Origin of the sequence: Leptospira haakeii, from assembly GCF_002812045.1 — a bacterium.
In the GTDB taxonomy this organism is placed as follows: Bacteria; Spirochaetota; Leptospiria; order Leptospirales; family Leptospiraceae; genus Leptospira_B; species Leptospira_B haakeii.
Genome location: NZ_NPEG01000002.1, coordinates 250,035 through 273,181 on the forward strand (window position 1 = coordinate 250,035; position 23,147 = coordinate 273,181).

The 23,147-nt window shown below is 40.4% G+C and carries 24 protein-coding genes and 1 riboswitch; of the genes, 13 read left to right on the top strand and 11 right to left on the bottom strand.

The genetic code is table 11. The annotated features are described in order from the left end of the window. Positions 1–193 precede the first annotated feature (193 nt). From CH377_RS06615 to CH377_RS06625, 3 genes are read left to right on the top strand one after another with little or no spacing between them, the layout of a single operon-like run. Positions 194–1,060 (top strand): LA_3334 family protein, encoded by an 867-nt coding sequence (locus tag CH377_RS06615; RefSeq protein WP_100723001.1) that lies wholly within the window; start codon positions 194–196, stop codon positions 1,058–1,060. Continuing rightward, positions 1,057–2,418, top strand: a complete 1,362-nt coding sequence (locus tag CH377_RS06620) for a Kelch repeat-containing protein (RefSeq protein ID WP_100723002.1) — start codon at positions 1,057–1,059, stop codon at positions 2,416–2,418. Before CH377_RS06615 ends, CH377_RS06620 begins: the two co-directional genes overlap by 4 nt. After that, complete coding sequence (locus CH377_RS06625; protein ID WP_100723003.1) at positions 2,415–3,032, top strand: tetratricopeptide repeat protein; 618 nt, start codon at positions 2,415–2,417, stop codon at positions 3,030–3,032. Before CH377_RS06620 ends, CH377_RS06625 begins: the two co-directional genes overlap by 4 nt. A 28-nt stretch (positions 3,033–3,060) precedes the next feature. On the opposite strand, the gene CH377_RS06630 is transcribed toward CH377_RS06625, so the two are convergent. The 3 genes from CH377_RS06630 to CH377_RS06640 form a co-directional block, all read right to left on the bottom strand. Then, the gene (locus tag CH377_RS06630; protein WP_165780468.1) at positions 3,061–3,699 is read right to left on the bottom strand and encodes an ankyrin repeat domain-containing protein; all 639 of its coding nucleotides are present in this window, start codon (positions 3,697–3,699) and stop codon (positions 3,061–3,063) included. A gap of 95 nt (positions 3,700–3,794) precedes the next feature. After that, positions 3,795–4,955, bottom strand: coding sequence for a YncE family protein (locus CH377_RS06635; RefSeq protein WP_100723004.1), 1,161 nt, complete (start codon positions 4,953–4,955; stop codon positions 3,795–3,797). A 1-nt stretch (position 4,956) separates the two neighbouring features. After that, a complete protein-coding gene (locus tag CH377_RS06640; protein WP_100723005.1) occupies positions 4,957–7,059 on the bottom strand; it encodes a TonB-dependent receptor in 2,103 nt (700 codons plus the stop codon). Between the two features lie 26 nt (positions 7,060–7,085). Continuing rightward, a riboswitch (cobalamin riboswitch) is annotated at positions 7,086–7,260 on the bottom strand. A 359-nt stretch (positions 7,261–7,619) separates the two neighbouring features. On the opposite strand from CH377_RS06640, the gene lsa26 reads away from it, so the two are divergent. Further along, positions 7,620–8,360, top strand: coding sequence for a surface adhesion protein Lsa26 (gene lsa26 / locus CH377_RS06645; protein WP_100723006.1), 741 nt, complete (start codon positions 7,620–7,622; stop codon positions 8,358–8,360). 117 nt (positions 8,361–8,477) lie between these two features. Here the strand turns inward: lsa26 and CH377_RS06650 are convergent, their stop codons facing one another. Beyond that, complete coding sequence (locus CH377_RS06650; RefSeq protein ID WP_207797597.1) at positions 8,478–9,524, bottom strand: CapA family protein; 1,047 nt, start codon at positions 9,522–9,524, stop codon at positions 8,478–8,480. A 63-nt stretch (positions 9,525–9,587) separates the two neighbouring features. Next, positions 9,588–10,100, bottom strand: coding sequence for a hypothetical protein (locus CH377_RS06655; protein ID WP_100723007.1), 513 nt, complete (start codon positions 10,098–10,100; stop codon positions 9,588–9,590). A gap of 157 nt (positions 10,101–10,257) precedes the next feature. On the opposite strand from CH377_RS06655, the gene CH377_RS06660 reads away from it, so the two are divergent. Then, positions 10,258–11,127, top strand: a complete 870-nt coding sequence (locus tag CH377_RS06660; RefSeq protein ID WP_100723008.1) for a class I SAM-dependent methyltransferase — start codon at positions 10,258–10,260, stop codon at positions 11,125–11,127. Between the two features lie 18 nt (positions 11,128–11,145). Here the strand turns inward: CH377_RS06660 and CH377_RS06665 are convergent, their stop codons facing one another. The 4 genes from CH377_RS06665 to CH377_RS06680 form a co-directional block, all read right to left on the bottom strand. After that, on the bottom strand, positions 11,146–11,856 hold the full coding sequence (locus CH377_RS06665) for a hypothetical protein (RefSeq protein WP_100723009.1): 711 nt from the start codon (positions 11,854–11,856) through the stop codon (positions 11,146–11,148). Between the two features lie 98 nt (positions 11,857–11,954). Then, positions 11,955–12,500, bottom strand: a complete 546-nt coding sequence (locus tag CH377_RS06670; RefSeq protein ID WP_100723010.1) for a hypothetical protein — start codon at positions 12,498–12,500, stop codon at positions 11,955–11,957. Between the two features lie 134 nt (positions 12,501–12,634). Next, a complete protein-coding gene (locus tag CH377_RS06675) occupies positions 12,635–13,369 on the bottom strand; it encodes an LIC_13076 family protein (protein ID WP_100723011.1) in 735 nt (244 codons plus the stop codon). Positions 13,370–13,419: 50 nt separating this feature from the next. Next, positions 13,420–13,782 (bottom strand): hypothetical protein, encoded by a 363-nt coding sequence (locus tag CH377_RS06680; RefSeq protein ID WP_243402004.1) that lies wholly within the window; start codon positions 13,780–13,782, stop codon positions 13,420–13,422. Between the two features lie 23 nt (positions 13,783–13,805). Between CH377_RS06680 and CH377_RS06685 the strand changes: the two genes are divergently transcribed. Then, entirely contained in the window at positions 13,806–14,696 is an 891-nt protein-coding gene (locus CH377_RS06685; RefSeq protein ID WP_243402005.1) for a hypothetical protein, read from the top strand. Between the two features lie 68 nt (positions 14,697–14,764). Then, positions 14,765–15,709: a DMT family transporter gene (locus CH377_RS06690; protein WP_100723013.1), complete on the top strand. Its 945-nt coding sequence runs from the start codon at positions 14,765–14,767 to the stop codon at positions 15,707–15,709. Between the two features lie 7 nt (positions 15,710–15,716). Here the strand turns inward: CH377_RS06690 and CH377_RS06695 are convergent, their stop codons facing one another. Then, entirely contained in the window at positions 15,717–17,447 is a 1,731-nt protein-coding gene (locus CH377_RS06695; protein ID WP_100723014.1) for a SpoIIE family protein phosphatase, read from the bottom strand. A gap of 141 nt (positions 17,448–17,588) precedes the next feature. Here CH377_RS06695 and CH377_RS19680 point away from each other — a divergent pair, with 141 nt between their 5' ends. From CH377_RS19680 to CH377_RS06715, 5 genes are all read left to right on the top strand, one after another. Next, positions 17,589–17,726 carry a hypothetical protein gene (locus CH377_RS19680; protein ID WP_165780466.1) on the top strand — a complete coding sequence of 46 codons (138 nt, stop codon included), beginning with the start codon at positions 17,589–17,591 and terminating at the stop codon, positions 17,724–17,726. Positions 17,727–17,800: 74 nt separating this feature from the next. After that, positions 17,801–18,412, top strand: coding sequence for a LemA family protein (locus tag CH377_RS06700; protein WP_100723015.1), 612 nt, complete (start codon positions 17,801–17,803; stop codon positions 18,410–18,412). Positions 18,413–18,433: 21 nt separating this feature from the next. Further along, entirely contained in the window at positions 18,434–19,288 is an 855-nt protein-coding gene (locus CH377_RS06705) for a TPM domain-containing protein (protein WP_100723016.1), read from the top strand. 4 nt (positions 19,289–19,292) lie between these two features. Then, complete coding sequence (locus CH377_RS06710) at positions 19,293–19,811, top strand: TPM domain-containing protein (RefSeq protein WP_100723017.1); 519 nt, start codon at positions 19,293–19,295, stop codon at positions 19,809–19,811. A gap of 39 nt (positions 19,812–19,850) precedes the next feature. Next, positions 19,851–20,747, top strand: coding sequence for a TPM domain-containing protein (locus tag CH377_RS06715; protein WP_100723018.1), 897 nt, complete (start codon positions 19,851–19,853; stop codon positions 20,745–20,747). Positions 20,748–20,782: 35 nt separating this feature from the next. On the opposite strand, the gene CH377_RS06720 is transcribed toward CH377_RS06715, so the two are convergent. Next, complete coding sequence (locus CH377_RS06720; protein ID WP_100723019.1) at positions 20,783–21,181, bottom strand: SufE family protein; 399 nt, start codon at positions 21,179–21,181, stop codon at positions 20,783–20,785. 118 nt (positions 21,182–21,299) lie between these two features. Here CH377_RS06720 and CH377_RS06725 point away from each other — a divergent pair, with 118 nt between their 5' ends. Further along, the gene (locus CH377_RS06725) at positions 21,300–23,147 is read left to right on the top strand and encodes an SLC5 family protein (RefSeq protein ID WP_243402006.1); all 1,848 of its coding nucleotides are present in this window, start codon (positions 21,300–21,302) and stop codon (positions 23,145–23,147) included.

Genomic DNA, 23,147 nt, shown 5'->3' on the forward strand with positions numbered 1-23,147 from the left:
AATATTCCGCATAGATATCCCAATTGAGTAAAAAAACAGAAGTTCCTCAAAGGAACATACAATATTTAAAATATACTAAATTGGGATATTTTGTAGGAATTAAAAATAATTTTCTTTCTTTTTACTCCAGGAAGTCACATCCCATCTAAATAAGATGTTCTGAATTTTCTTTTCGGGCCCTCTTCCGTGTTGTATGTCTAAAAAAATCGCCCTTGTTTTCTGCGGAATCGTCTTCCCTTCTTATCTTTTTGCTTCTGAAATATTATTCAAGAATGGAGACGCTTTTATCGCGGAAGAAGTTTCCGAAGAAAGGGAATATGTCCTTCTTTCCTGGAAAGAGAAAAAATACAGGATCCCTATATCGGAACTCCAACGAATAGATCCAAGGAAGAAGGGCCCGGATTCTTCTTATCGTTATTCCGAATTCAAATTAACGGATGGAACCCAACTTAAAGGTATTTTGATAGATAAAAAAGAGAACAAACTTATCTTAAAAACGGAACTCGGTTTTGTTGAGCTGGATAGATATAAAATCCTCTCTCATAATTTTGACGAAATCTCCTCCGAACCTCCCGTCATTCCTGAAAAATATCTATTAGAAACTTCTAAACAAAAAGACTGGAGGATCGGCCTTTTCGGCTCCGGGTATTATTCCTGGGGTCCATGGGGACAGGCATTTCCTATTACATATGGAGGAGGTGTATTTTTAGAAAGAGATACAAACTCAAAGTTTTGGTTTTACGGAGTTTCTTCCGAAGTCTCGATCGGAAAAGGTAAAAATGGAAACCTAGGTATATGGAGCCAATCCGCTTATTTAGGAAAACATTACGGAAGTTCATCCCCTTATTGGTTATTAGGAGCAGGTTTCAGTAATCTAACTCGGACTGGAGACGAAAACATCTCCGCGACCAGTCCTGATTTCATTTTTGAATTCGGTTGGAATTGGCAAACTGAGTCCAGATCTTCCATTCGACTCGGTATCCGTTCTCAATGTACAATAGAAGAAGGTTCCAATTTTTGCAGATCGGGCCTCCGATTTTCCTGGGGGTTTGCGATATGAGAAAAATATATTTTGTTTTTATAATTCTTTCTATAACCTTACACTTTTTCTTTTGCACCGCCTCCGGTTTATCTGAAATTTTAGGAGAAGAATCTGCCAGAGCGGAATTCGCATTTGTAGCAAAATTAGGTCCTAATTCCGCAGTTCTTTCCTGGAATTGTTCGCATCCTGCAAAAGGTACAATGTATACAAGCGATGGAATACTTCCTAGTATCCAATCATCCAAAACTCATTTTTTAGAATGGAAACATTTAAACGTAAATACTTCTTACAGAGTAATCTTAACCTGCGGATCTCAAAAGATAGAAGAAGGTAGTGTTTTAGAATTCACAACTTGGATCTCGAATGATCCTCCTAAAACAAGAGGGATTTGGATCTTAGGTGGAATTGGGAATGACGGGCTTCCTATCAAAGAAGTGGATTTATTCGATCCAGTGGCGGAGATCTGGTATTCTTCCATTACAAATATTCCTAGTCCCAGGATTCTCGCTTCGATCATTCATCATAAAAACAAAATATATATTATCGGCGGAATGGAGAATATTTCCGGGACCTATATCTCCTCTTCTAAGGTAGAAGTTTATGATCCATATGCGGACGTATGGGAAACAAAATCTTCTTTGCCTTCTGGTTCTATCGGTGCAGTGGCAGGTTCTGTAGGAGATGAGATCTATATTCTTTCCGGTTCTAATTCCAGCGATATGACGAACGGCCCTGTATTTAATACAATTATAAAGTTCTATCCGGAACTTGGAATAAGCGGCCAATGGATCTCTTTTTCTTCGGCCTCTACTATATTCAGCAGAGTCGATATGTCAGGTTGTGCGATTAACGGTATTATTTTTTATACTGGCGGTAGGACTTACAATAGCGGAAGTGCAAATTCAAGCACGGACGGTTTCGCTGCTTCTGCAAACACTACTACTTCTTTTAGTGAGCCTAGTTTAGGAGAATCCAAACATGGAGCTGCTGGGGTTTGTATTTTACCTTCTTCCCAGGATCCGTTTCCTGCTGACGGAGTTTATTTTGCGGTTGTAGGAGGTTCAACGGGTTCCGGAAATGTATTCCAACCCGCGACTTTCATTATTCCCACAAATAGAACTGAGTTTTATCAATTAGGCTCTTCTTCTTTTTCCTTGGGACCGAGTCTCCCTTCTTCTCTATATTTTCCTGCAGTCCAAACTTCTTATGAGACTCGTAAAATTTTTTCCTTTGGAGGAGCTTCTTCCATTAATATTCCTGAAAACACCGTGTATTCTTTGGATTCCGGAAATCCATTAGGTTCTGCTTGGGCAACCCATTCTTTGCCTATGCCAAGAAGAAGATATTCTCATAAAGCGATTCGAATCGACAGATGAAATTGCCGTTTTCAGAATCCAAAATTTTTAGAATAGCAACCTTCTCTATTCTTCTCATCTCTCCATTATTTCTATTATCAGAAGAAGGTAATGTGGAAAGTAAATGGATCCAAGAAGGAAACATCTTATTAGAATCCAAACAATTCGAAGAAGCCTTAATATTGGCAAATTCCATTTTAGAATCGGATCCTTCTAACTCTAAGGCTGAATTTATTCTAACCCAAGCCTGGATCGGGATTGGCAGAGAGGAAAAGAAAAAGGGGAATTTTAATAAGGCAAAAGAATATTTAGAAAATGCTTATAAAAAATGGCCTCTGAATGAAAATCTTCGAAAGGAACTTGCGGAGTTAGAAAATAGTCCTCATCCATATAAAAAATCGCCCACATCTTCCGGACACAATTCTTACATACAAAATGTATTTAATAAAAACACGGAAGATCTAACTGCCAGTATCAACCTTCTCCGCTTAGAAATTGAAAAACTAAAAGGTGAATTGGAAATAGAAAGAAAAGAACGCGCGAAAGAAAACCCAAATGAGATCATCTTTTACTGGGTCTATTTGCTTTTAGGAATACAAATTGTGGCCTTATTTGCAATATATAGGAAAATATAATATTCTTCGGCCCCAAACTTTCTAAAAATTAGGCACTAAAAGCAACTCCCCTTTCCGCCGCAATCTCTCTGGCCGTTTTTCCATCTTCCGTTTTTAGATCCGGATCCGCACCTTTCTTCAATAATAAAGTAACGATCTGTTCATTTCCCTGTCTGGAGGCTGCAATATGAAGCGGAGAAAAACCTCCATCTTGTGTGAAATTCGGATCCGCGCCATTCTCCAAAAGTAATGCAACTGCATCCGCTCTCCAAGAAGCAACAGCGGAATGTAATGCAGTATTACCTATCGATAATTTACTTTTAGATTTAGCGTGTATGTCCGCGCCCTTCTCCAATAAAAATCGAATAATGGAAAGTTTTCCAAAATGAGAAGCAAGATGTAAAGGTGTCCAGCCATCAGGACTATAAGACTGAACTATACTTGGATTGGAGTCTACGAGTTCTTTAACTCTTTCCTCATGTCCCAAAGCAGCTGCTTCGAATAGATTGAGTGGAATTCCTAGGGTAAGATATGAATTTACTATATCCTCTTTGCCGTAATAAAGAGCGAATAGTACGGGGGTGATCCCTTCCGGATTTTGCTTGGAAGCGAGATCCGGACTTTCTCTCAATGAATAGATAACTTGAGCTTTATGACCGGCGGCGATCATTTGGAACATATCGGAAATCAAGCAATAGGCCTCCGAAAAACAACGAAGGATCATCCATTCTTTTAGTGTTTTGTCAATCCGGTTTCGACCGAAGGTAACGAATTCTACTGGAATTATTCTTTGAGCTGTATCAGATCAAAAGGTTGGAGATCCACAGAGATCGGCGCCGGAGTTAATAACCGATTATCTCTAGTATCGAACATTGTAACACCCGGTTGAGAGAATTGAGTATTGGAAACGTATAGTATTTCGTCATCCGCAAGTAAGATCGTCGTCAAACTCGCATCATAGGAGGAAGGAATAAAAAGTAGAGTCGCCAATTTCTGACCTGTGCTTGGATTAAATACTTGTAATGTTTTATTGAAGGAAGCGTCCAAAACACTTGCGTAACCCAGTTGATCGTTTTTGACCTGCACTCCTAATATATCTCCTCCTGCAGCAGCTTCCGAAAACAAAAAGCCTGAGCGGAAAGTCCGGGAAGAAAGCCTAAATGCCACCACCCCGCCGTCAATCTGGCTCAAAAAACCCATTCTATTTGCCGCGGCAAAAATTATATGAGTCTCCCCGAAAAGTTCCAATATCTGAGGTTTGCCTACCGGGTTTGGAACAGGAAATGTATAAACGGAAATAATAGAATCAGTTACAGTATCTATTTCCAAAAGAAGGGATCCCCAAGGACCAGGTGGAAAATATCCAGTCGGATCATTTCGATCCAATCTTTGTAATACTACAAACAGGCTGGAGCCAACGATTTGTATACCGGACATTTCAGGTAAATTATCCGGAATCGCACTAGGCTCAGAATAACCCCCCAGATCTATCTGTCCTAAACTTGCTCCTGTTAGAGGATGAATAATCCTTAATATTCTAGACCCATAAAGTGATACATAAGCCTTGTTCGGACCTAGGATCGCAATATCGGCAGGATTTGTGCCTGAGCCCATAGACCATTCCGATATGGTTTGGAATCCGAAATTAGGATCCAAAACTTGAATACTATCCCTATTTAAACGATTTAGAATATATACTTTATCGTTCCCGTATCTGGCGATAGCATCAGAATGAATCGGCGTCAATCCAGGATAAGAAAGAAGAAGTTCAGGATTTACTACCTTAAATCTGCCTCCGCTCGCAAAATCCGTGGTCACCACTCCGATATTATTCGGAAGATTTGGAGTTAAGAATAAAGTATATAAAGGTGGTCTTTCTATATCTCCGCAGAAGGAGAAGAAGATAAACAAAGAGGGAAGAATAGTTCGTGATAAAGATCTCATCTTAAAACCTCCCGCTCAAGGTGATAAACCAATTTCTTCCCGGTAGAGGATATCCTACAATATCCTCCACTCTTTTATCTCCCATATTCCTAAGATCTATACTTAAGAGCAGTTCTTTAGGAGTCTTTTCTCCTTTTTTGGTAGGATCTTCTTCCTCGGGAGAAGAATACAATACAAGTGTAAGATATGCGTTCCAAATTTGACGAGCAGGTTGGTAATTTACATATTCATTTGTCCTATCCTTAAAAACTGCTCCTACATACACACCTTCAAATCCAAGTTCCCATCTTTTTCCCCTATATGCGATCGTTCCGGAGATTTCATGTTTAGGCCTAAGAGGAAGATATTTTCCATTTAGATAAGGCGCAGGAGAAGTATTGATCGCTTCTTGGTAGGTATATTCTAATAAAAATTTCCAGCCCTTATATTCGGTCTTATGAGAAACTTCGGCACCGTCAATCCTTGCAGAATCCACATTTTCCGGCCTCAAGGTAAACTGCGAATTCGGGATGAATAGGATCATGTCCTTGATCCTTTTTCTAAAATAGGAAATCGTAATATTAGATTTGAATTCTCCGTTTTTATATCTTCCGGTGAAACCGGCATCCCCATTCTCACTTCTTTCCGGTTTGAGAGAATCGTTTGCTATGATTGTTCCAACTTCTCCGAATAGTTCTAAAAAACTCGGGATCCTATATTGTTTTGCGATATTGGATTTAAATTCCAAAGAATAATTTTCTTTTTCCCAAAACCTCCAAAGAAGTCCTGCTTTAGGATTCGAAAACTCAGTGGTTTTTGTGGCAGAAGCAAACGGATCTTGTTTTCTATACCAAGGTTCGTCGGATTGGAATTTGTCTCTGTAAGAATCCCAAGAAACCCCGGGAGTCAAAACTAGTTTTCCATCCAAAAATCTGAACTCGTCTTCTACTTGAAACGTAGTATAGGTCCTTGTTTTTCCCGGTTCATATTTTAGATCTATATTTTGAGGTGTACTTCTTGATCTTTCGAATGTTTCTCTTTCTATCCCAGCGTGGAATTTCAGAATTTGATAATATTCTAATAAATAGAGTGTAGGAGTGATCTGGAATCCGGACTGTCCCATAAAAGCGGTAGAGTTAGGAGTCCCTTTGGAAAATTCTGATTTCGGATCGAATAGATCGTCGTTCGTAAATGAGGTAAAAGCCCGAGTTTCTAATCTCAATAATCCGTCGAATAAACCTTTTGTATCCGTTCCGAGAGAAGTAGTATTTCTAAGATATCTGCGATGGACTTGTTGTGTTTGGTTGCTTGCAGGCCCGGGAATTCCATGAAATCTATAATTTAGATCATTCCAAAACTTGATCTTGGTCGCTCCGATATCCCCGCTCAGGCCTAACATCCCGGAAGTTCTTTCGTACTGAGCGTTCCTTCTTTTATCGATCGTATCGTCCAGAGGATTAACGAGTAATGTACCATGAGTATTTAGGTAAGAAAAGTTTTGATCCGATTTTTCTCCGAGTAAGAATACACTAGTGCCTATTCCTCCGTAAGTCCCCGTATGCGTTATGCTACCTTTCCCTGTATTAAAACTCCCGGCACCTATATTAACACGAGTTTTAGGAGGACCACCGCCCGTTCTTGTGACTAAGTTCACACTTCCACCGATTGCGGATCCTGAAAATCCGACAGGAGCGCCACTTCTGTAAACCTCTATACTTTGTAAATTGTCGAATGGAAGATCTGCGAGGTTTACTTCTCCCCCTTGCGCATTATTAAAAGGAACTCCGTCTATAAAGATCCTGGATTGGTTCGGGTTTGTTCCTCTAAGAGAAAGAGTTGAGTAAGAACCGAGGCCACCGTATCTTCTGATCCTGACCCCTGCTTCCCTTTCTAAAACATCGGGAAGATTCGTATAACGTGCATTGTATTGATCCAGATCGATAGAAGTCTGGAAGCCAGTCGGGTTCTTTCTGAAATTTTCAGGCTGAGAATTAGAACTGGTCTTTCCCACTACTTTTACAGTGGAAGTTTCAGTCTTCTGGGGCTCTTGAGAAAATATTTGGACGGAAAATAGAAAGAGCCCTAGATGAAGTATTCTGCCGAATTGTTTGGGTCTTTTATACATTGAGGCCTTAACTCCCGAAAGCCAGAGAATTGAAAGCAGCTCTGATAGGTTTTCTGACTCACGCCCGATTCGGACCCTTCCCGTCTTTCGACAGTGGTTTTGTCCGATCGTTTAGGCGTTTACAGCTGCGGGTACAGCTCCGGATTCTCACCGGATTCCCTTTTCCGATCTACTTGCAAAACCAGGTTCCCAACCCAAGTTGGTGGGGCAATCTCAAAAAGGTCTTGCCGCCTCTTGCTTACGCAAGACCGGGCTGCTCCGGGCTCGGACATACGTCCTCGTCCCTCGCTTACGCTCAGGACGCTTCGCGCCCTACACATCCCTGGCGGATGGAAGATTCTCGGTAACCTAGCGCCTTTTTCGAAGACATTTTTCACACAAAGTCACTAAGCCACAAAGTTAAAGAAGGGGTCTTGTTCGAGCTCCAATAGATGGATATTTTCGAATTCACAAAGAAATATTTTCTTGATGTAAGATAAAAATCGGAAAGGATTCACGAATTCGCGATCCGAAGGGAATTCCTTCGGGTCTACCTACATGACAGGGAGCACCGAACTCGAATGAAACGCATTCCATCCTTAAGATTTCTTTTATTAGGGATCTTTCTTTTAACTACCTCATCCTTATCAGCAGCCGGAACTTATTCCGAAGGTTGGACAGTTGCAAAATTGATCCAATTCGAGAGCAGAGGGGTAATCTTTGAATCTTACGAAGGTCTTTTAGAAGTTTATACTATAAACGATTCGGAAGCTTGCGACGAAATGAAAGACGAATGTTTTGTTCCGGCAAAACAAAAGATCGAATTCAGTGTTCGTCCTGAAAATGCAGACGTAGTGAATTTCTTAAGCAAAAGTTTAAACCAGGAAATTTTAGTCCAATACAGAATCCATAGATTGGAGCCTATCGCATTATCTTCTGATTACGAAGTGGTGGGAGCTCAACTCCAAGAGAAGTCCCTTCCTAAAGGTTTGCCAGATAAGATAGTAAGCAAAACTAAAAGCGGAGGAAAAAGAAATTTTTCCGTTACAGGTCGTATTCTAAGTTTAGAATATAAGGGAACTATGATCGGAACCTGGGAAGGATTATATCTGGATGAGACCAGAAATAAAGTTCACCCATTCTCGATCACTGATGAAGAGATCGCAACCTTCGCAACAAGCACTCTTAAATTCGGACTTAGATATTTCTTAGGAGTTTCCGTTGCTTATGTAACCGGCTGGAGAGATTCTCATTATGATATTTATGAGATTAACTTCAAAACCCCTGCAGGCGCGTTGGAGCCGGCTGGCAAAACCCAATAATTCACATTAAGGTTTTATTAAGTGAAAGGCCGATGTAGGAGTTCCTATATCGGCCTTTTTTATTTTAGAGTGTTACGAGAATGTCGCCGTAGGAGTTCCGACATGAAGCGACTTTAATTAAGGATGGAAACTTCCGTCGGACTGGATTTTAGGTCCCTTTCCCGGAAAATCGGATTTAGTTAAAGTCTGGATCAGCTCAGTAGTCTTAGCTTCTGGATCCGGAGCAGGAATTCCATTTTGGCTTAATTGTAATGGATGGATCTTACCTTTGATAAAATTCCCTTGTTTATCCAAGTCTGCCTCTAAGACCAACGAATATCCACCGTATCCTTTTGTAGAGAATACTCTATATCCTAAAAAGTTTCCTAATGAGTAAGCTATTAATTTTCCTTTATACAATTCAAATGCTCTAGGCAAATGAGGTCCATGTCCGATGAATAAGTCTGCACCTGCGTCGATCAAGGCGTGAGAAAGAGCGACTAGGTTTCCTCTATATTCTCCGTAAAATCTTTCCTGCTCATTTTTCACATGCAAAGCTGGTCCACCTTCTGCACCGCCGTGAACTGATATAAAAACCAATTGTGCTTTTTTCTTAGCTTCTTTTACAAGAGCCACACCTTCTTCAATATGGTTCACATGATTATGAGCGCTTTCCATATGGCTGAATCCGATCCAAGCCACGGAAATTCCTTTTGCATTCATATAAGTGATCGCACCTTTTTTTCCGGTATATCTAACTCCGGCTTCTGAAAGATTTTTGCCTGTATCTTCAAAACCTTGTTGGTGAAAATCCAAACTATGGTTATTTGCGATGGAAACGATATCAAATCCAACATCCTTTAGGATTTTTGCATATGATGGAGGAGTTCTGAAAGCAAATATAAGAGGACGATTTATATTTTTAGCACAATGAGGATAATCGGTTAGAGTACTTTCGAAATTCGCAAATAGTATATCTGCCCCTCTCAAACTTGGTTCCACCTGAGAGAACAAAGTGTTTCTAGGATCGGAAGGAAGTTTATTCTCCGGATAATTGGTTCCCATGACCAAATCTCCCACCGCTTTGATCTTCAAAGTTTCAGGTTCTACAGATTCAATCGGCTGGCATTGGGAAAATAAAAGAGAGAGCCCTAAAAGAGAGGACAATGTAAGGATTCTATACATAGGGGAAGGATTTTAGAAACCCTATCCCTGGCAAAGCGGTTTTTCTTAGGTTAAAGCCCCTTCTTAAGGACCTACAATAACTACAGGAGTAGTAACTATTACAGGAATAACTCCAATAAGTAAACCTTCGGGAAGATTTATATCTGAACTAGTGCTGATAGCTCTGAATTCAATCACACAACTGCCAGTGAAGAAAAACGTGGTAAAAAGCGTCTGAGAAGCGTAACTATTTGAACCAGAAAACATGACTGAAGTAGAATTTTCACTACTCTGAGAAGGGCAATTTATATAATCCATAGAAGCTTGCAGAATAGACTCCGAGTTTCCGCTCCACTCGGAAGGGATAGGAGATTTGATAGAAGCTGTAAATGACCCATTTTGGTTTTGCTCTAAAGTCAAAACGGGAGGATTAAATTGTAAAAGATAAGGACTCGAAATTACTCCGAGCACTGATAATAAGGCTGCGGCTTGTTTATCCGGATCCTTTTTTTCTTGTTCAGAAAGACCCAAGAACTCTTTGCCCACATCTGTCCCTGTAAGCACAAGTCCACAACTTACGTTATGGGCAATGAGCATAAGGAAGATAAAACTTGTTATAAATTTTTTTCTAAGGGGAAGAGATATCCGCATCTTCTACGTTTAACAATAAATTTATCCAAAAAGCAAGCCTTAAAAATCGGATCAGGTCCCCATTTTATGTCGGAAAACCCCGTAAATCACCGATCCTTATAGTATGCAATCCATTCCTTGCAATACTTGTTCTAATTTGGAATTTATACCACTTTTCTCCAAGGCCAGCCCCAAAGGTGAGATATTCCAAATAGTAGAATGCAAAAAATGTAAATTAGTTCAGGTCAATCCCCAACCTAGCTTGGAAGAAGTTTCCAAGTATTATGAAGATTCTTACTTCACCCAAAGGACTGACAGAGGTTACGATAATTATTATTCTGAAGAAACCAAAAAAGAGATCGCAAGGGTATTCAATCTAAATCTGCAAGATTTAGGTTTCTTTGATTGGGAAAGATTATTAGGTTCCGAAAGATCTGCATTAGATGTAGGCTGCGCTGCAGGTTATTTTTTAGATTATCTTAAGAGCAGGAATTGGAAAACCAAAGGTTTGGATATTGCAAGTGGACCTGTTCGTTTTGCGAAAGAGACATTAGGTTTGGATGTGGAACAAAAAGATTTTTTGACCTGGGATTTGGAAGGAAAAGAAAAATTCGATCTGATTACTCTTTGGGCAAGTATAGAACATCTTCATCATCCCAAAGAAACACTTCAAAAAATCTTAAAACACTTAAAGCCGGGAGGAAGGATGATACTTTCTACCTGCAGATATGGAGTTCTTGCAAAATATCTGGGACCTAAATGGAGATATTTAAATGTTCCAGAACATCTTTATTATTATAGTTTGCCTGGTATTATTTCTTTAGGAAACGAATTGGGTTATATCCCACTCGAACATATTTCATATGGAAGTGGACTTACTGCTAAAAAGGGATCCGGGATCTTCTACAAAACTTCTAAGAAGGTAGCAGATTGGGCGGTCAAAAAATTTGACCAAGGAGATATGATGGCGGTTTGTTTCGGAGTAGCGAGATAATCTGATTTTAGTCGCGGCTTAAGGAGTAACGTTTACTTGAAGATCGCCGATATCGGTCCCAACGGGCAGAGCAGTTCCGTTGGAAGATATTATAACATGCTTAAACAATCCGCTTGTGACTATGCCGCAGGAAAAACTGATTCCCCCTCCGCCTAAAGTTAGAGGGAAGATATCATCACTAGCAACCATATATGTTTGACTTGGAGCCAAACACGAAGAACTTCCGGTCCATTGTATCCCAAAAGTAAAGTCTCCGCTTGTACCACCCGGTGCTGCCTGCGCCCCTAAATTTAAACCGACGACTGCAGTGCCGCCGCCAGGCCAGGATGCAAGCGTAATGGTATACAACCCTTTTCCAGATGCAGCACTAAAACTGAGTGTATTTGGATTAAATCCAAGTATTCCAGATGAGCCACTGCCGCCACCCTCACTTAAACCTAGAGCCGCAAGTATAGCGTTGGAATTATCATCTCCGGAAGCGCTTTTTGCCGCTTGTTCGGATTGATATTCCAAAGCAAGACCGCAATTAAAAATAAAAACGAATGAGAATAATATTATAAATTTATAAACTATCCCAAAAGAAGAATTAAGTTTCATAAGCCCGTTCCAAACGACCAGTTTTCTAACTATATAAGGATAATCACTTGAAACAAGTTGTATTTCAAAAGAAGGGAATTTATTATCGATTTGAAAATATTTTTCATCCCCCATTCGAGGGATGCGGAACATTCATATTTTTTAATATTATTCGAATCAAAGGAATCGATGAGACATGATGGCGATTTGTTTCGGAGTGGGGAGATAACAGTTTAAAAATTGCGCGATTCTTAAGGTGTTATAGTGATGTTCAATGTTCCCAAAACTGTGCCATTCGCTGGAGCGCCAGTACCGAAAGAGGAAGAAACGGCATACTGAATAGTTCCTGTTCCGACATTACTACAAGAGAATGTAATTCCTGACTGCTGAATCGGATAAAAAGAATCACTTACCATTGACACTGTATTAGGAGAAGGAGCCGGGCAACTCGCTGTTTTTGGAACCCAGGTCCCCACCAAATCAATTTGGCCACTACCTGCCAATGGCCAAGTTGCAATGGTAAGCGAATAAGTTGTCTTTCCAGACGCGGCAGTAAAAGAGATATTAGATGGTGAAAAACCGATCATACTAGAAGCTCCACCACCTGTAGCGCCTCCCCCGGAACTCAATCCAAGTGCGGCTAAAACAGGGCTATTATTATTCTCTTGAGATGCCTGAGCGGCCTCTTCTTCCGCTTGGTATCCTAAAGCAAGTCCACAATTTAAGGCAAAGGCAACAAATAGAAATATTATAAATTCATAAAGTATAGAATTGGAAGAAAAACGATACGACAACATAGGAGAATTCCCCTTACCAGTATGATAAGCGAATATCGGGCCTATACACAAGTAGGATTTTCGTAATGGGAAAATTTATTGACTGAAAGTGAGAGACCGCATCCCTCATTGGAGGGATGCGGCAGTAGTAAAGGTCAGTGTTTTTCTTTGCCGGATTCTTTTGCAGGAGGAGGAGTATCTTTTACTTTGATGATCTTAGTCGCGAAGATCACTTTATATACTTCCTTTTTCAAAAGAGTAAATTCATGCTTTTGCCCGTTGGAATCTTCCGTTTCCAGCTTAAGGGAATCCACATCTTGGCCAACTACTCTGGCTTCAGTTGTTTTACCGGTTCTCAAAATGATCATGCTGTAATTTTTACCTGCATGCTCCGCCGGGCTAGTTTTATCCAAATACTTACGTAGAGCATCTTCCAATTCTTTTTCGGTCTTGGAGAAAAACTCTGCATGAGCTCTAGTCTTTTCTTCCTCGAAGAATTTTTCGTATTGGTCTTTATGAACAAATCTGGTTCCTAAATCACATTCATTAACAGTTACTCTATAGAATACAACTGTGCCGAAAAAACCGGTGAAAAGGTTCAGGGTCGCCTGCCATCCATTCACTGAATGTTCTGCGAAGTAAACCTTACCTTCTTTCTTTTCAATCTCAATATCCCTCGAACCAGGGATACGCCATAGACCATAAAGAGCGAACCAACGATTATAACGTGTTAGTTCCTCGCAGGGTTTACTCCCTACTTCCAGGCCCAGTTTATCCTCTCCTGCGAATTCTATCCTTTTATCTAAAGTACAGTTTTGGAGAAATAATGCGGTTATACCGATTAGGGTAATAATTTTACAAAAATTCGAATATCGTCTACTTGGAAGCATACGACATGTTCAAAACGCTATAATAACGTAATCAAACCTATTTTAATTCTTTACGATTTTTTTTGGGGGAGTGTAGAAGTTTTTCTGATTTTAGGATCTGTATTTAAAGCCACTGGCCATAAAGTCTTCTTCTTTGGTTTGTCCTTAAACAACCTTACAAAAAAGTAAAATGGCACTGCGATTGCCAGAAACAGAAAAAGGTATCTAGGAAGAGTGGATTCTAGAATGGATTCTCGTATTAAACCTAAGGCTCGTCCCTCATTCTCCGGGATCTTATTTCGATAATCGGAGCCGTATTCATACGCATAAACTTTCAATTTCAGTCCTCTCCAAGCCTTTTCAATCGGATTCAATCTATTCTCAAAAGCGGATTCTGAACTTACCCGATCTAACTTTAATACGCTACCAAGCATTGCGCTTATCAGAAAAAAGCAAAATGGAATTCCTACCAAAAGAAGGAATAAAGGAGATGAAGATCTGTTACGAGATGGGACCTTCTTTATTTGCTTTTTATTCTTTGGTTTTGCAGAATTCATCACTTAAAACTTTGACTGCTCGGATACAAGCTTCCTCTATTAGTATCGAACGAAAGTCCTTGCTTTTCCAAGGAGTTTTTCTAAAGTTCAAAAGAATTCCAAACATGCGACATATTCGTTTCCTTCTTCTTATCTTATTAACCTCCTGCACAACCGTTGGATTTCATAGGTCCTCTGTGAGAGATACATATGAATACGGAAAAATGAAATTCATCCGAGTCTGTGTCTGGAAGGACGAAAACGTCTCCAAGGAAAGAATGAATTATCTATTCGATTCTTGGAATGAAGAATTAATCTTATATAATTTGCAAGCAAAGGTAGCTCAGGTAAAGGATTGGCAAAGACCTGGGTGGACAGGCAAAGCAATCATGGAAGAACTATATAATGCAGAACTTCCCGAGGGTTGTGATCGGATCTTGGCATTGGCAGGAGTTAGATTCTCCGACATTGCATACGAATTCGCCTCTTATATACTAGCATTATTTTTCATACCTACATTCGAAGTTTTAGGGGCAGTGGATAGTCCCACAGGAACCAGGGGATTTGTTTTAGCTCATACTGCATCTTTAGGGCATTTACTCGTAGGCGGAGCCTCCAATACTATAGTTCACGAAGGATATCATCTATTAGGATGCGGACATGCATTTTATCTTTCAGAATGTTACGGGCAGATCAAAGAACTAAAAACAACCTCAGAAATTGCAGGAGATTCTTTTTTCCCAGCCACTTATCCTGGAGGAGGGTTCATCACTTCCAGGAAACAATTGAATTATTTTTTTTTAGGGCGTTAAACGTTTAGATCCGCTCTCTATTTCTGATTCCTACTTTAATCAAATCGAGCTTATAAAAACCTGGAAGAATGAGCCAAACTTCCGAGAAAACTAAGGAACATTCATCTGCCGGACTCAGTGAAGAAACCTTAGGTTATCTATACGCTCTAGCAGGAACAGTATTATTCTCCTCTAAAGGAGTGATCGTAAAGCTAGTTTATAAATTTGGAATAGATTCAGTCACAGTTCTTGCACTCAGAATGATATTTGCCATCCCATTCTTTGCATTTGTTCTATACCAAGAATCCAGGAAAAGTTCGGACAAACCAATCTCTCAAAAAGATTATGCGATCGTAGTTTTACTTGCATTCATCGGTTATTATATGGCTAGTTTTTTCGATTTCTGGGGTTTAGAATACTTATCCGCCTCTATGGAAAGACTTGTCCTATTTACATTCCCTGCACTTGTTCTTCTTTTAGGTTTTGTTTTTTTAAAGAAGAAGGTTCACAAGATCGAGATCTACTCCGTGGCTCTCACATACTCAGGCATATTATTGGCATTTTTACCTGACGCGGAAGCCCAAGGAAAATCCGCTTGGATCGGAGCAACCCTAGTGTTTCTTTCTGCTTTAGCCTACGCAGTCTATTTAATAGGAAGCGGGCAGATGATCCCTAAACTTGGTTCTCGAAAATTCACCGCACTTTTGATGATCTGGTCTGGAGTTTTTGTATTAATTCATTTCTTCTTCACCAAAAATTATGAAATCCTAATACAACAACCTTTGCCTGTCTATGGTTATGGATTTGCCTTAGGATTTTTGACTACGGTAGTTCCCGCATTCTTAACTACAGCCGGTATCCAAAGGATAGGTTCCAATAAGGCATCCATCGCAGGAAGTGTTGGCCCGGTCTTTACTTTATTTTTAGCAGCAATTCTCTTAGGAGAGATCATCACCTGGGAAAATGTGGTCGGAACAGTTATCGTTCTTTCAGGAGTGTTTTTGTTAGGAAGAAAGAAAAAGGCTTTGGAGTAAAAACTCCTCAACCTTTGATATCAATCACAAGCATTGCCATATCGTCTCCGAAAACACCTTCTGAAAATTGGAATACATCGGAGACAACCTGATCCAAATATTCATCTAAATTCCCAAGATCTCTATGCTGAAGAAGTATGTCTTGAAAACCCGGAAGATCCAAAATTCTACCTTCCGCATTGAATACCTCATACATTCCATCGGAATAGAATACTATTCTATCATCTTTTTGTAATTTTATAGATTCATTAAAATATTCTATAGAATCAAAGATTAGAAGAGGAAGATTCATACCTTTCAATTCCATCTTCTCTTCACCCCTAAATACTACAATAGGAGGATGACCAGCATAAGAATAGACGAGCTTCTTCTCTAATGGAAAAAACCTGGCCCATACTGCAGCAATATGGTGTTCTACCACCATCGGTTTTAGATCTTTTACAAATTGTTGGATACCTTCTGCAGGAGAAAGACCTGCTTTTGCATGATGCCTAAAAGAAAGGACTGCCATTCCGGAAACCATTGCAGAAGAGATCCCATGACCGGAAACATCTCCGAATAAAATATCCAACACACCGTTCTCATGTTGAATATACGTTATAATATCACCTCCCACTTTTTCGAATGGGCGGAAATAACTATCCATTTTATAAAAAGGTGAACTAGGAAATTCTCTGGAGACTAAGGATCTTTGTGTGAGACGGGCTAATTCCAGATCATGGTTCATTCTTTCATAAAAATCATTCAGATCTGATTCTCTTTTTTGTCTATCGAATGCCAGAACGATCAAGTCGCCTACCAGTCTGAGGACATAGATATCCTCTTCCGTCCAAAGTTTTTGACCTTTTACCGAATCAAATCCGATAAAACCAAGTTCTTCGTCCCTTGAGGAAAGACCTACCACTACTAAAGAACGAGTTCCCCTTCTTTCCAAAAGATTTCTTAAGGAAGCATGTGTAGAAGGAACATTATCCAAAGAATCATAAACGATATGACCCTTATTACTAATTGTATCGTAATCCGATTTAGGAAATGTTTCTATAGGAAGATTTTGTAATAGATGGATCCTATGTTCTATTCCATCAGCACACCATTCATTCGTATTAGAAATGGTAAGGCCTGCATGAGTGTATAAAAATAAAAACGCTCGATCTGCTCCGCAGAATTTTCCGAGTTCACCTAAAGCATGATTCACGGCATCAGTGGTGTTTCCCGGTTCTACACTTAAAAAATATCGGGAGAGTTGTGTGAGTAAACTTTCTAAAGCGATTGTTCTTTTCAGCCTGGATTCCGCAGCACGAATCGAAGTTACGTCCTTCTGCACTCCCCAAGCTCTAAGTAAAAACCCATTCTCCACTACACCCAAAGCAGTGCTTAAAAAATATTTACGTTTTCCTCTTCGATCTATCTCTTCAGATTCGCTATCGTGTATCTTATAACCGGAACGAATAAATTCGTTAATACCGAATATATTCATCTTATTAGTCGGTCCAACAAGATCTTTTAAAAGAACACCTTTGATCTCTTCTGCGTTATGATACCCATAGATCCTTGCCATGGTATCGTTGCAATGAGTGAGTCTTGCATTCTCATAGATCAATTTGCACTGTTCCTCTATTGGAAGAGTGATATCTAGAGGAGAATCCAACTCGTAGGACCAGATCCCTTCCGGGGACCTACGAAAATAACCGTCTACCTTCTCGATTTCCTCGAGTCGGGTTTTGTAATCCAATTCCATTCGTACCAGGCGGCCCTTGCCATTTTTCTATTTATTATCGGGTGTGGCAGTCGGGGAATTTTCCCGATTTTTTTATTTTCTGCCCGCCCAATTTGTCCGGGGCCCGCTGTATTTTTATATACGGACCACAAGGAGGCGCCAATGAAAACCAAATATAGAAACTCGATCAACCAAGAAAAAATATCTGCTCTTGCCGAAATGCTCGCAGACAAACTCATCGAAGAAATCCGCAAAAGAGCCTTGGAAAAACACGAAAATTTCCCAAAAGAGGCGGCATAAAACGGAATGTTGTCAGAAAAAACCGATTGCCAAGGGACGTTTTCCTTACAGAATTCCGCTGGTCGGAGGTGGGAATGTCCCAAGGCACTTTTTCAATTTTTCGCAAGATCGCTATTTTTAAGCTGGTCCTTTTCTTCTCTCTATTCGCAAATTCCTGCGGCTATAATGAAATCCAAATACAAGACGAACAGGTCAAGGCGGCCTGGGCCGAGGTATTAAACCAATACCAAAGAAGAAACGACCTGATTCCGAATTTCGTGAATACCGTAAAAGGATACGCGGCACAGGAAAAAGAAGTACTGATCGAGGTAACCAGGGCGAGAGCCAGCGTGGGATCAGTTCAGGCCACTCCCGAAATTCTGAATAACCCTGAGTTATTTGCGCAATTCAATAAGGTACAAGGCCAAATGAGTTCCGCTCTATCTAGACTTATGATCATTGTAGAGAAATATCCGGAATTGAAATCCAACGAAAATTTCCGGGATTTGCAGGCGCAATTAGAAGGAACCGAAAACAGAATTGCGATTGCGAGAAACCGGTATATCAAATCGGTTCAGGAATTTAATATCACCGTAAGAACTTTTCCGAACGTGATCACTGCCAAAGCTTTAGGATACGGGCCGAAGCCTAGCTTTACTGTAGAGAACGAGGCAGAAATTTCCAAACCACCTAAGGTCGAATTCTAAATCTTATCACTACTAAGTTCTATGAAGAGAATCTGGGCATTTCTTCTATTCACATTTATAACCGGACCGGTTTTTTCCCAAACGGTCCCTATTCCGGATTTAGAAGGAAGAGTGACGGACCAAACCTACACACTCTCCTCTTCCGAAATTTCAGATTTGGAAATCAAGTTAGGCAGATTCGAAAAAAGAAAGGGTGCCCAGATCGTAGTATTGATCGTGCCCACCACCGCGGAAGAAACCATCGAAGAATTTTCCATACGGGTTGCAGAATCTTGGAAGATAGGCAGAAAGAATATCGACGACGGCGTGATCTTTTTGATCGCTAAAGACGATCGCAAATTTCGATTCGAAATAGGACGCGGTTTAGAAGCTGCCGTCTCGGATGCCAAAGCAAAACAAATCCAAACAGAATATGTGGTCCCGAAATTTAAGAAGGGAAAATTCTACGAAGGGATCGATGCTGGGATAAACGAACTCTTCAGACGTATCAATCGAGAACCCTTACCTCCTCCGAATCCGGAAGATTTCCGTGTATTCGAAAAAAAGGAAGAACCTAAGGAAGATGGCTCGACTTTCCTTTTTCTTATCTTATTCGTATTCAATCCTATTTTGGCCTTTCTTCTATTCAAATATCGAAAAGCAATCGCACGATATCTCGAAGATTATCAAAAACGGCATCCAGTCACGGATAATCGTTCTATCTGGTCGGATGATTCCGGGAGCAGAAGACGAGAAGAAAAGGAAGAGGATGACCCCCCATCTAAACGCTCTTCTTACTCTGGTTCCGGCTCGTCCTCTCCGCCGGAAGAAAAAGTCCCTTTCCAGGGAGGAAAGGGAGGAAGTTTCGGTGGAGGCGGGGCCTCATCCAGTTGGTAATCATATGAATAAATTTAATAGAATATTAAGAAATCTTACTGTAGGTCTTAGTGAATCCGTATTCTTAAGCCCTCTTGGAAGATATTTCAGCAAAGCCGATCGGGAAGAACTTAGCCAGGCAGTGAAAAAGTCTGAATCTCAGCATAGGGGAGAACTCCGTATTTGTATAGAATCCAGACTCTCGGCCTTGGAAATTTTACAAAACGTAACCTCCGAAAAAAAGGCGATCGAGATGTTTTCGTTCCTTAAGGTTTGGGATACGGAAGAAAATTCCGGAATTTTAATTTACCTTCTATTATCCGAAAAGAAGATCCATATACTGGCAGATCGCGGGATCTACAAAAAAATCGGACAGAACCGATTGGACTCGATTGCTTCCAAAATAGGAGAAGGTTTCCGATCCGGAAAACCTAAAGAAGCCATTTTACTCGGGATCTCCGAACTTACCGTGGACCTAAGCCGCCACTTCCCTGCCGGAAAACATAATCCGAATGAGCTGCCTGATGAACCCTATATCAAGTGATAGGGCTATTAGTACTTTACATTTTCGGAATATAATAATATGAAACGGATTTTTCTTTCTCTTCTCTGCCTTTGTATCGGCCCACTTTTTGCAGATCCTATTTCGATACCTAAACTCGAACATAGGGTCACCGATCTGACAGGAACTCTAACTTCCGAGCAAACCGATTCCTTAGAGTCCAAACTAAAGGCCTTTGAAAAAAGAAAAGGAAGCCAAGTGGTTATCGTGATGATCCCCACAACGGGAGAAGAGCCCATAGAGGATTATTCCATCCGACTTGCAGAACAATGGAAGATAGGTCGTAAAAAAATAGGCGATGGTTTCATCTTTCTCATAGCAAAAAACGATCGCAAGATGAGATTCGAGGTAGGAACCGGACTCGAAGGAGCCGTTACCGATTTCAGTAGCAAACGGATCCAAACCGAGTTCGTCAGACCTTTATTCAAAGAGGGAAAATATTTCGAGGGTATTGAAACTGGGATCGATAAGGTGATAGGACTTATCGACGGAGAAACCTTACCTGAACCGGAGACTCATACCGGATACGAATCCTCCGAAGAAGAGGACAATTTCGGATATTATATCGGAGCCCTAGTCGTCATCGGAATTCTTGCAGGTATCTTTCTCAGGAAAATGTTCAGCATCCTGCAAGCGGGGGCTGCGACTTATGCAGGATATTGGTTCGGAGGTATTTTAGGATTCTCTCTTGAAACTATGCTTCCACTTCTCGTTATATTCTTTGTTCTTCTTTGTATTATATATATAGCGGCCAAAAGTTCCGGAGGCAGTGGCGGAAACTGGTCTTCCGGAAGTTGGAGTTCTTGGAGCTCGGGATCATCCGACTGGGGTTCCTCTTCTTCCAGTGATTCTTCGAGCGATTCATTTAGCGGAGGCGGTGGAGACTTTAGTGGGGGCGGCTCTTCTTCGGATTGGTAGGGCAAAATTGCCGGGAATCTAACCTATTCTTTACTTTAGAAACTTCTAATCTTATTTACCATGGAATAAAGTCCGTTACGTCGGCTCATGGAAAGATGTTTGTCCAAACCGATCTCTTTCAAAAATTCCAAAGAAGCAGACTTGATCTCTTCTTTTGTCCTTCCGGAAAAAACTCTTAATAATAATGCGATCATTCCCTTTGTGATCGCAGAATCACTGTCGGCTTGGATAAATAATTTGCCCTCTTTTTCTTCCGGGACAACCCAAACTCTGGACTGGCAACCTGGCACCAGCCGATCTTCCGTTTTTAATTCCGGGGCCAATACAGGAAGCTCGTCACCAATCTCGATCAGCATCTGGTATCTTTCTTCCCAATCTGCAGCTTCCGAAAACTCGGCGATAATTTCTTTTTGAGCTTCTTCCAGAGTCGGCATCTTTATCCCCAGACCGTTTTTTTCTAGGCTAAAAACCAGGGTTTCCCCGGAAACAAAATAATTTGGAATACTTGTGTTTCGGCAAATCCTTCTAAAGGTGGTCCTCGAGATATATCAGGTGTTTAACTATATTGACGCAGTCATTTTCCTATCAACCTTGGGTTTGGTCTTAGGAGTAGGATTTTACGTAGGCCGAAAAGAAAACTCAGGAGAGGATTATTTTCTAGGAGGGAGGTCTCTTCCATGGTGGGGAGTGGCGGGTTCTCTTTTTGGAACAAATGTCTCTGCAAACCATATCGTAGGTATGCTTGGAATAGGTTACTCTGTAGGCTTTGCTCAAAGTAACTATATGTGGGGAGCCATTCCTGCTTTATTACTTCTTTCTTATATATTTCTTCCATTGTATAGAAGGAAAAAAATTTTCACTCTCTCCCAATTTTTAGGGAATAGATATGGAGAATCTTCTAAACTTCTATATTCAGGAATACTTCTGGTATTAATCGCAATCCAACTTGCCGCAGGACTGTATATAGGATCAAGATCACTTCTCCCTTTCTGGAAAGATCTAGGATGGGAGAATTTAGGATATGCAGAAGGTGTACTGTTACTCGGGATCTTTTCTACCGCCTATACTTGGTTTGGCGGACTAAAAGCGGTTGTCTATACGGATGTAATCCAATCCGTTCTAATATTACTCGCCGGAGTTTTACTCGCTTATCTCACAATCCAACATCCTGCAGTAGGAGGCTGGGAAGGTTTATGGGCCAAAGAAGCTATAACCTCTGCATCTGAAAAAAGAATGGATCTATTTTTACCGAGCGATCACTCCTCTCTTCCTTGGACGGGAGCTCTGACCGGATTATTTTTTCTGCATATATTCTATTGGGGAACGAGCCAATTCATTGTCCAAAGGACTTTAGGCGCTAAAAGTTTAAGAGAAGCAAGGGCCGGGATCTTAGGAGATGGTTTTTTAACTTTAATCATTCCATTTTTCACAGTGCTTACTGGAGTTGCTGCCTATCATCTTTGGAACCAAACGAATTTAGTCTCTGAAGTAGATCCAGACGAAGCATTTTCAAGATTAGTGTCCATAGTCGTTCCGAGTGGTTATGGTTTTGGAGGATTGATACTCGCAGGACTATTAGGAGCTATTTTTTCTTCAGTAGATTCTATGTTAAACTCAGCATCAACATTATTCACTGTTGATTTTTACTCCAAAACGAAAGAGACTCGCTTAGGGAAAAAGTTTTTCGGAGAAAAATTAGAAGACGAAGAAGTAGTTCGCGTAGGTAGAATGTTCCTACTCTTCTTCTCTGCCTTAACTATCTTTTTGGCATTATTTACTTATACTCCAAACTCAAAAGGGAATTTTTTCTTAGAGATCTCTGGTCAAAGTGCTCATTTCACTTTAGGATTACTTTCCGTATTTTTAGTCGGAGTTTTCTGGAAAAGATCTAATTCAAAAGCTGCATGGATCACAATACTGATCTGCCCGGTCCTATCCATTTCTCTACCTTTTCTGTATTCGATTCTATCGTCCGGAATCCCTGAAATTCGTGCCGGATTCGGAGAAAAATTAAATTTTCTGCATAGAGTGTTTATCGTGTCTATTTTTGGGATATTGTCCCAGGTTCTATTAAGTTTAATTTTTTCTAAGAATGAAAGTGAGAATAGATCAAAACCTGGGCTTTATATCGGAATTCCAATAAGAACGTTCTATTTAGCGTTCATCTTTTTACTTGCTCTCGGACTTGTCGTATATTCCAGAGTTGGATTCGGTTTAGATGCGAAAACATGTGCTTGGACAAGTTTTGTTTTTTCAGGCTTATTCTTTTTAGGGATTTCCTTACATAAAGCAAAACGTTTTCCTAAAAACCATAGAGTTAGAGGATTTTTCAGGAATGATATATGGGCCGCAGGACTTTTGATCTCTACGACCCTTTGGTTATATTTTATATTTTCTTAA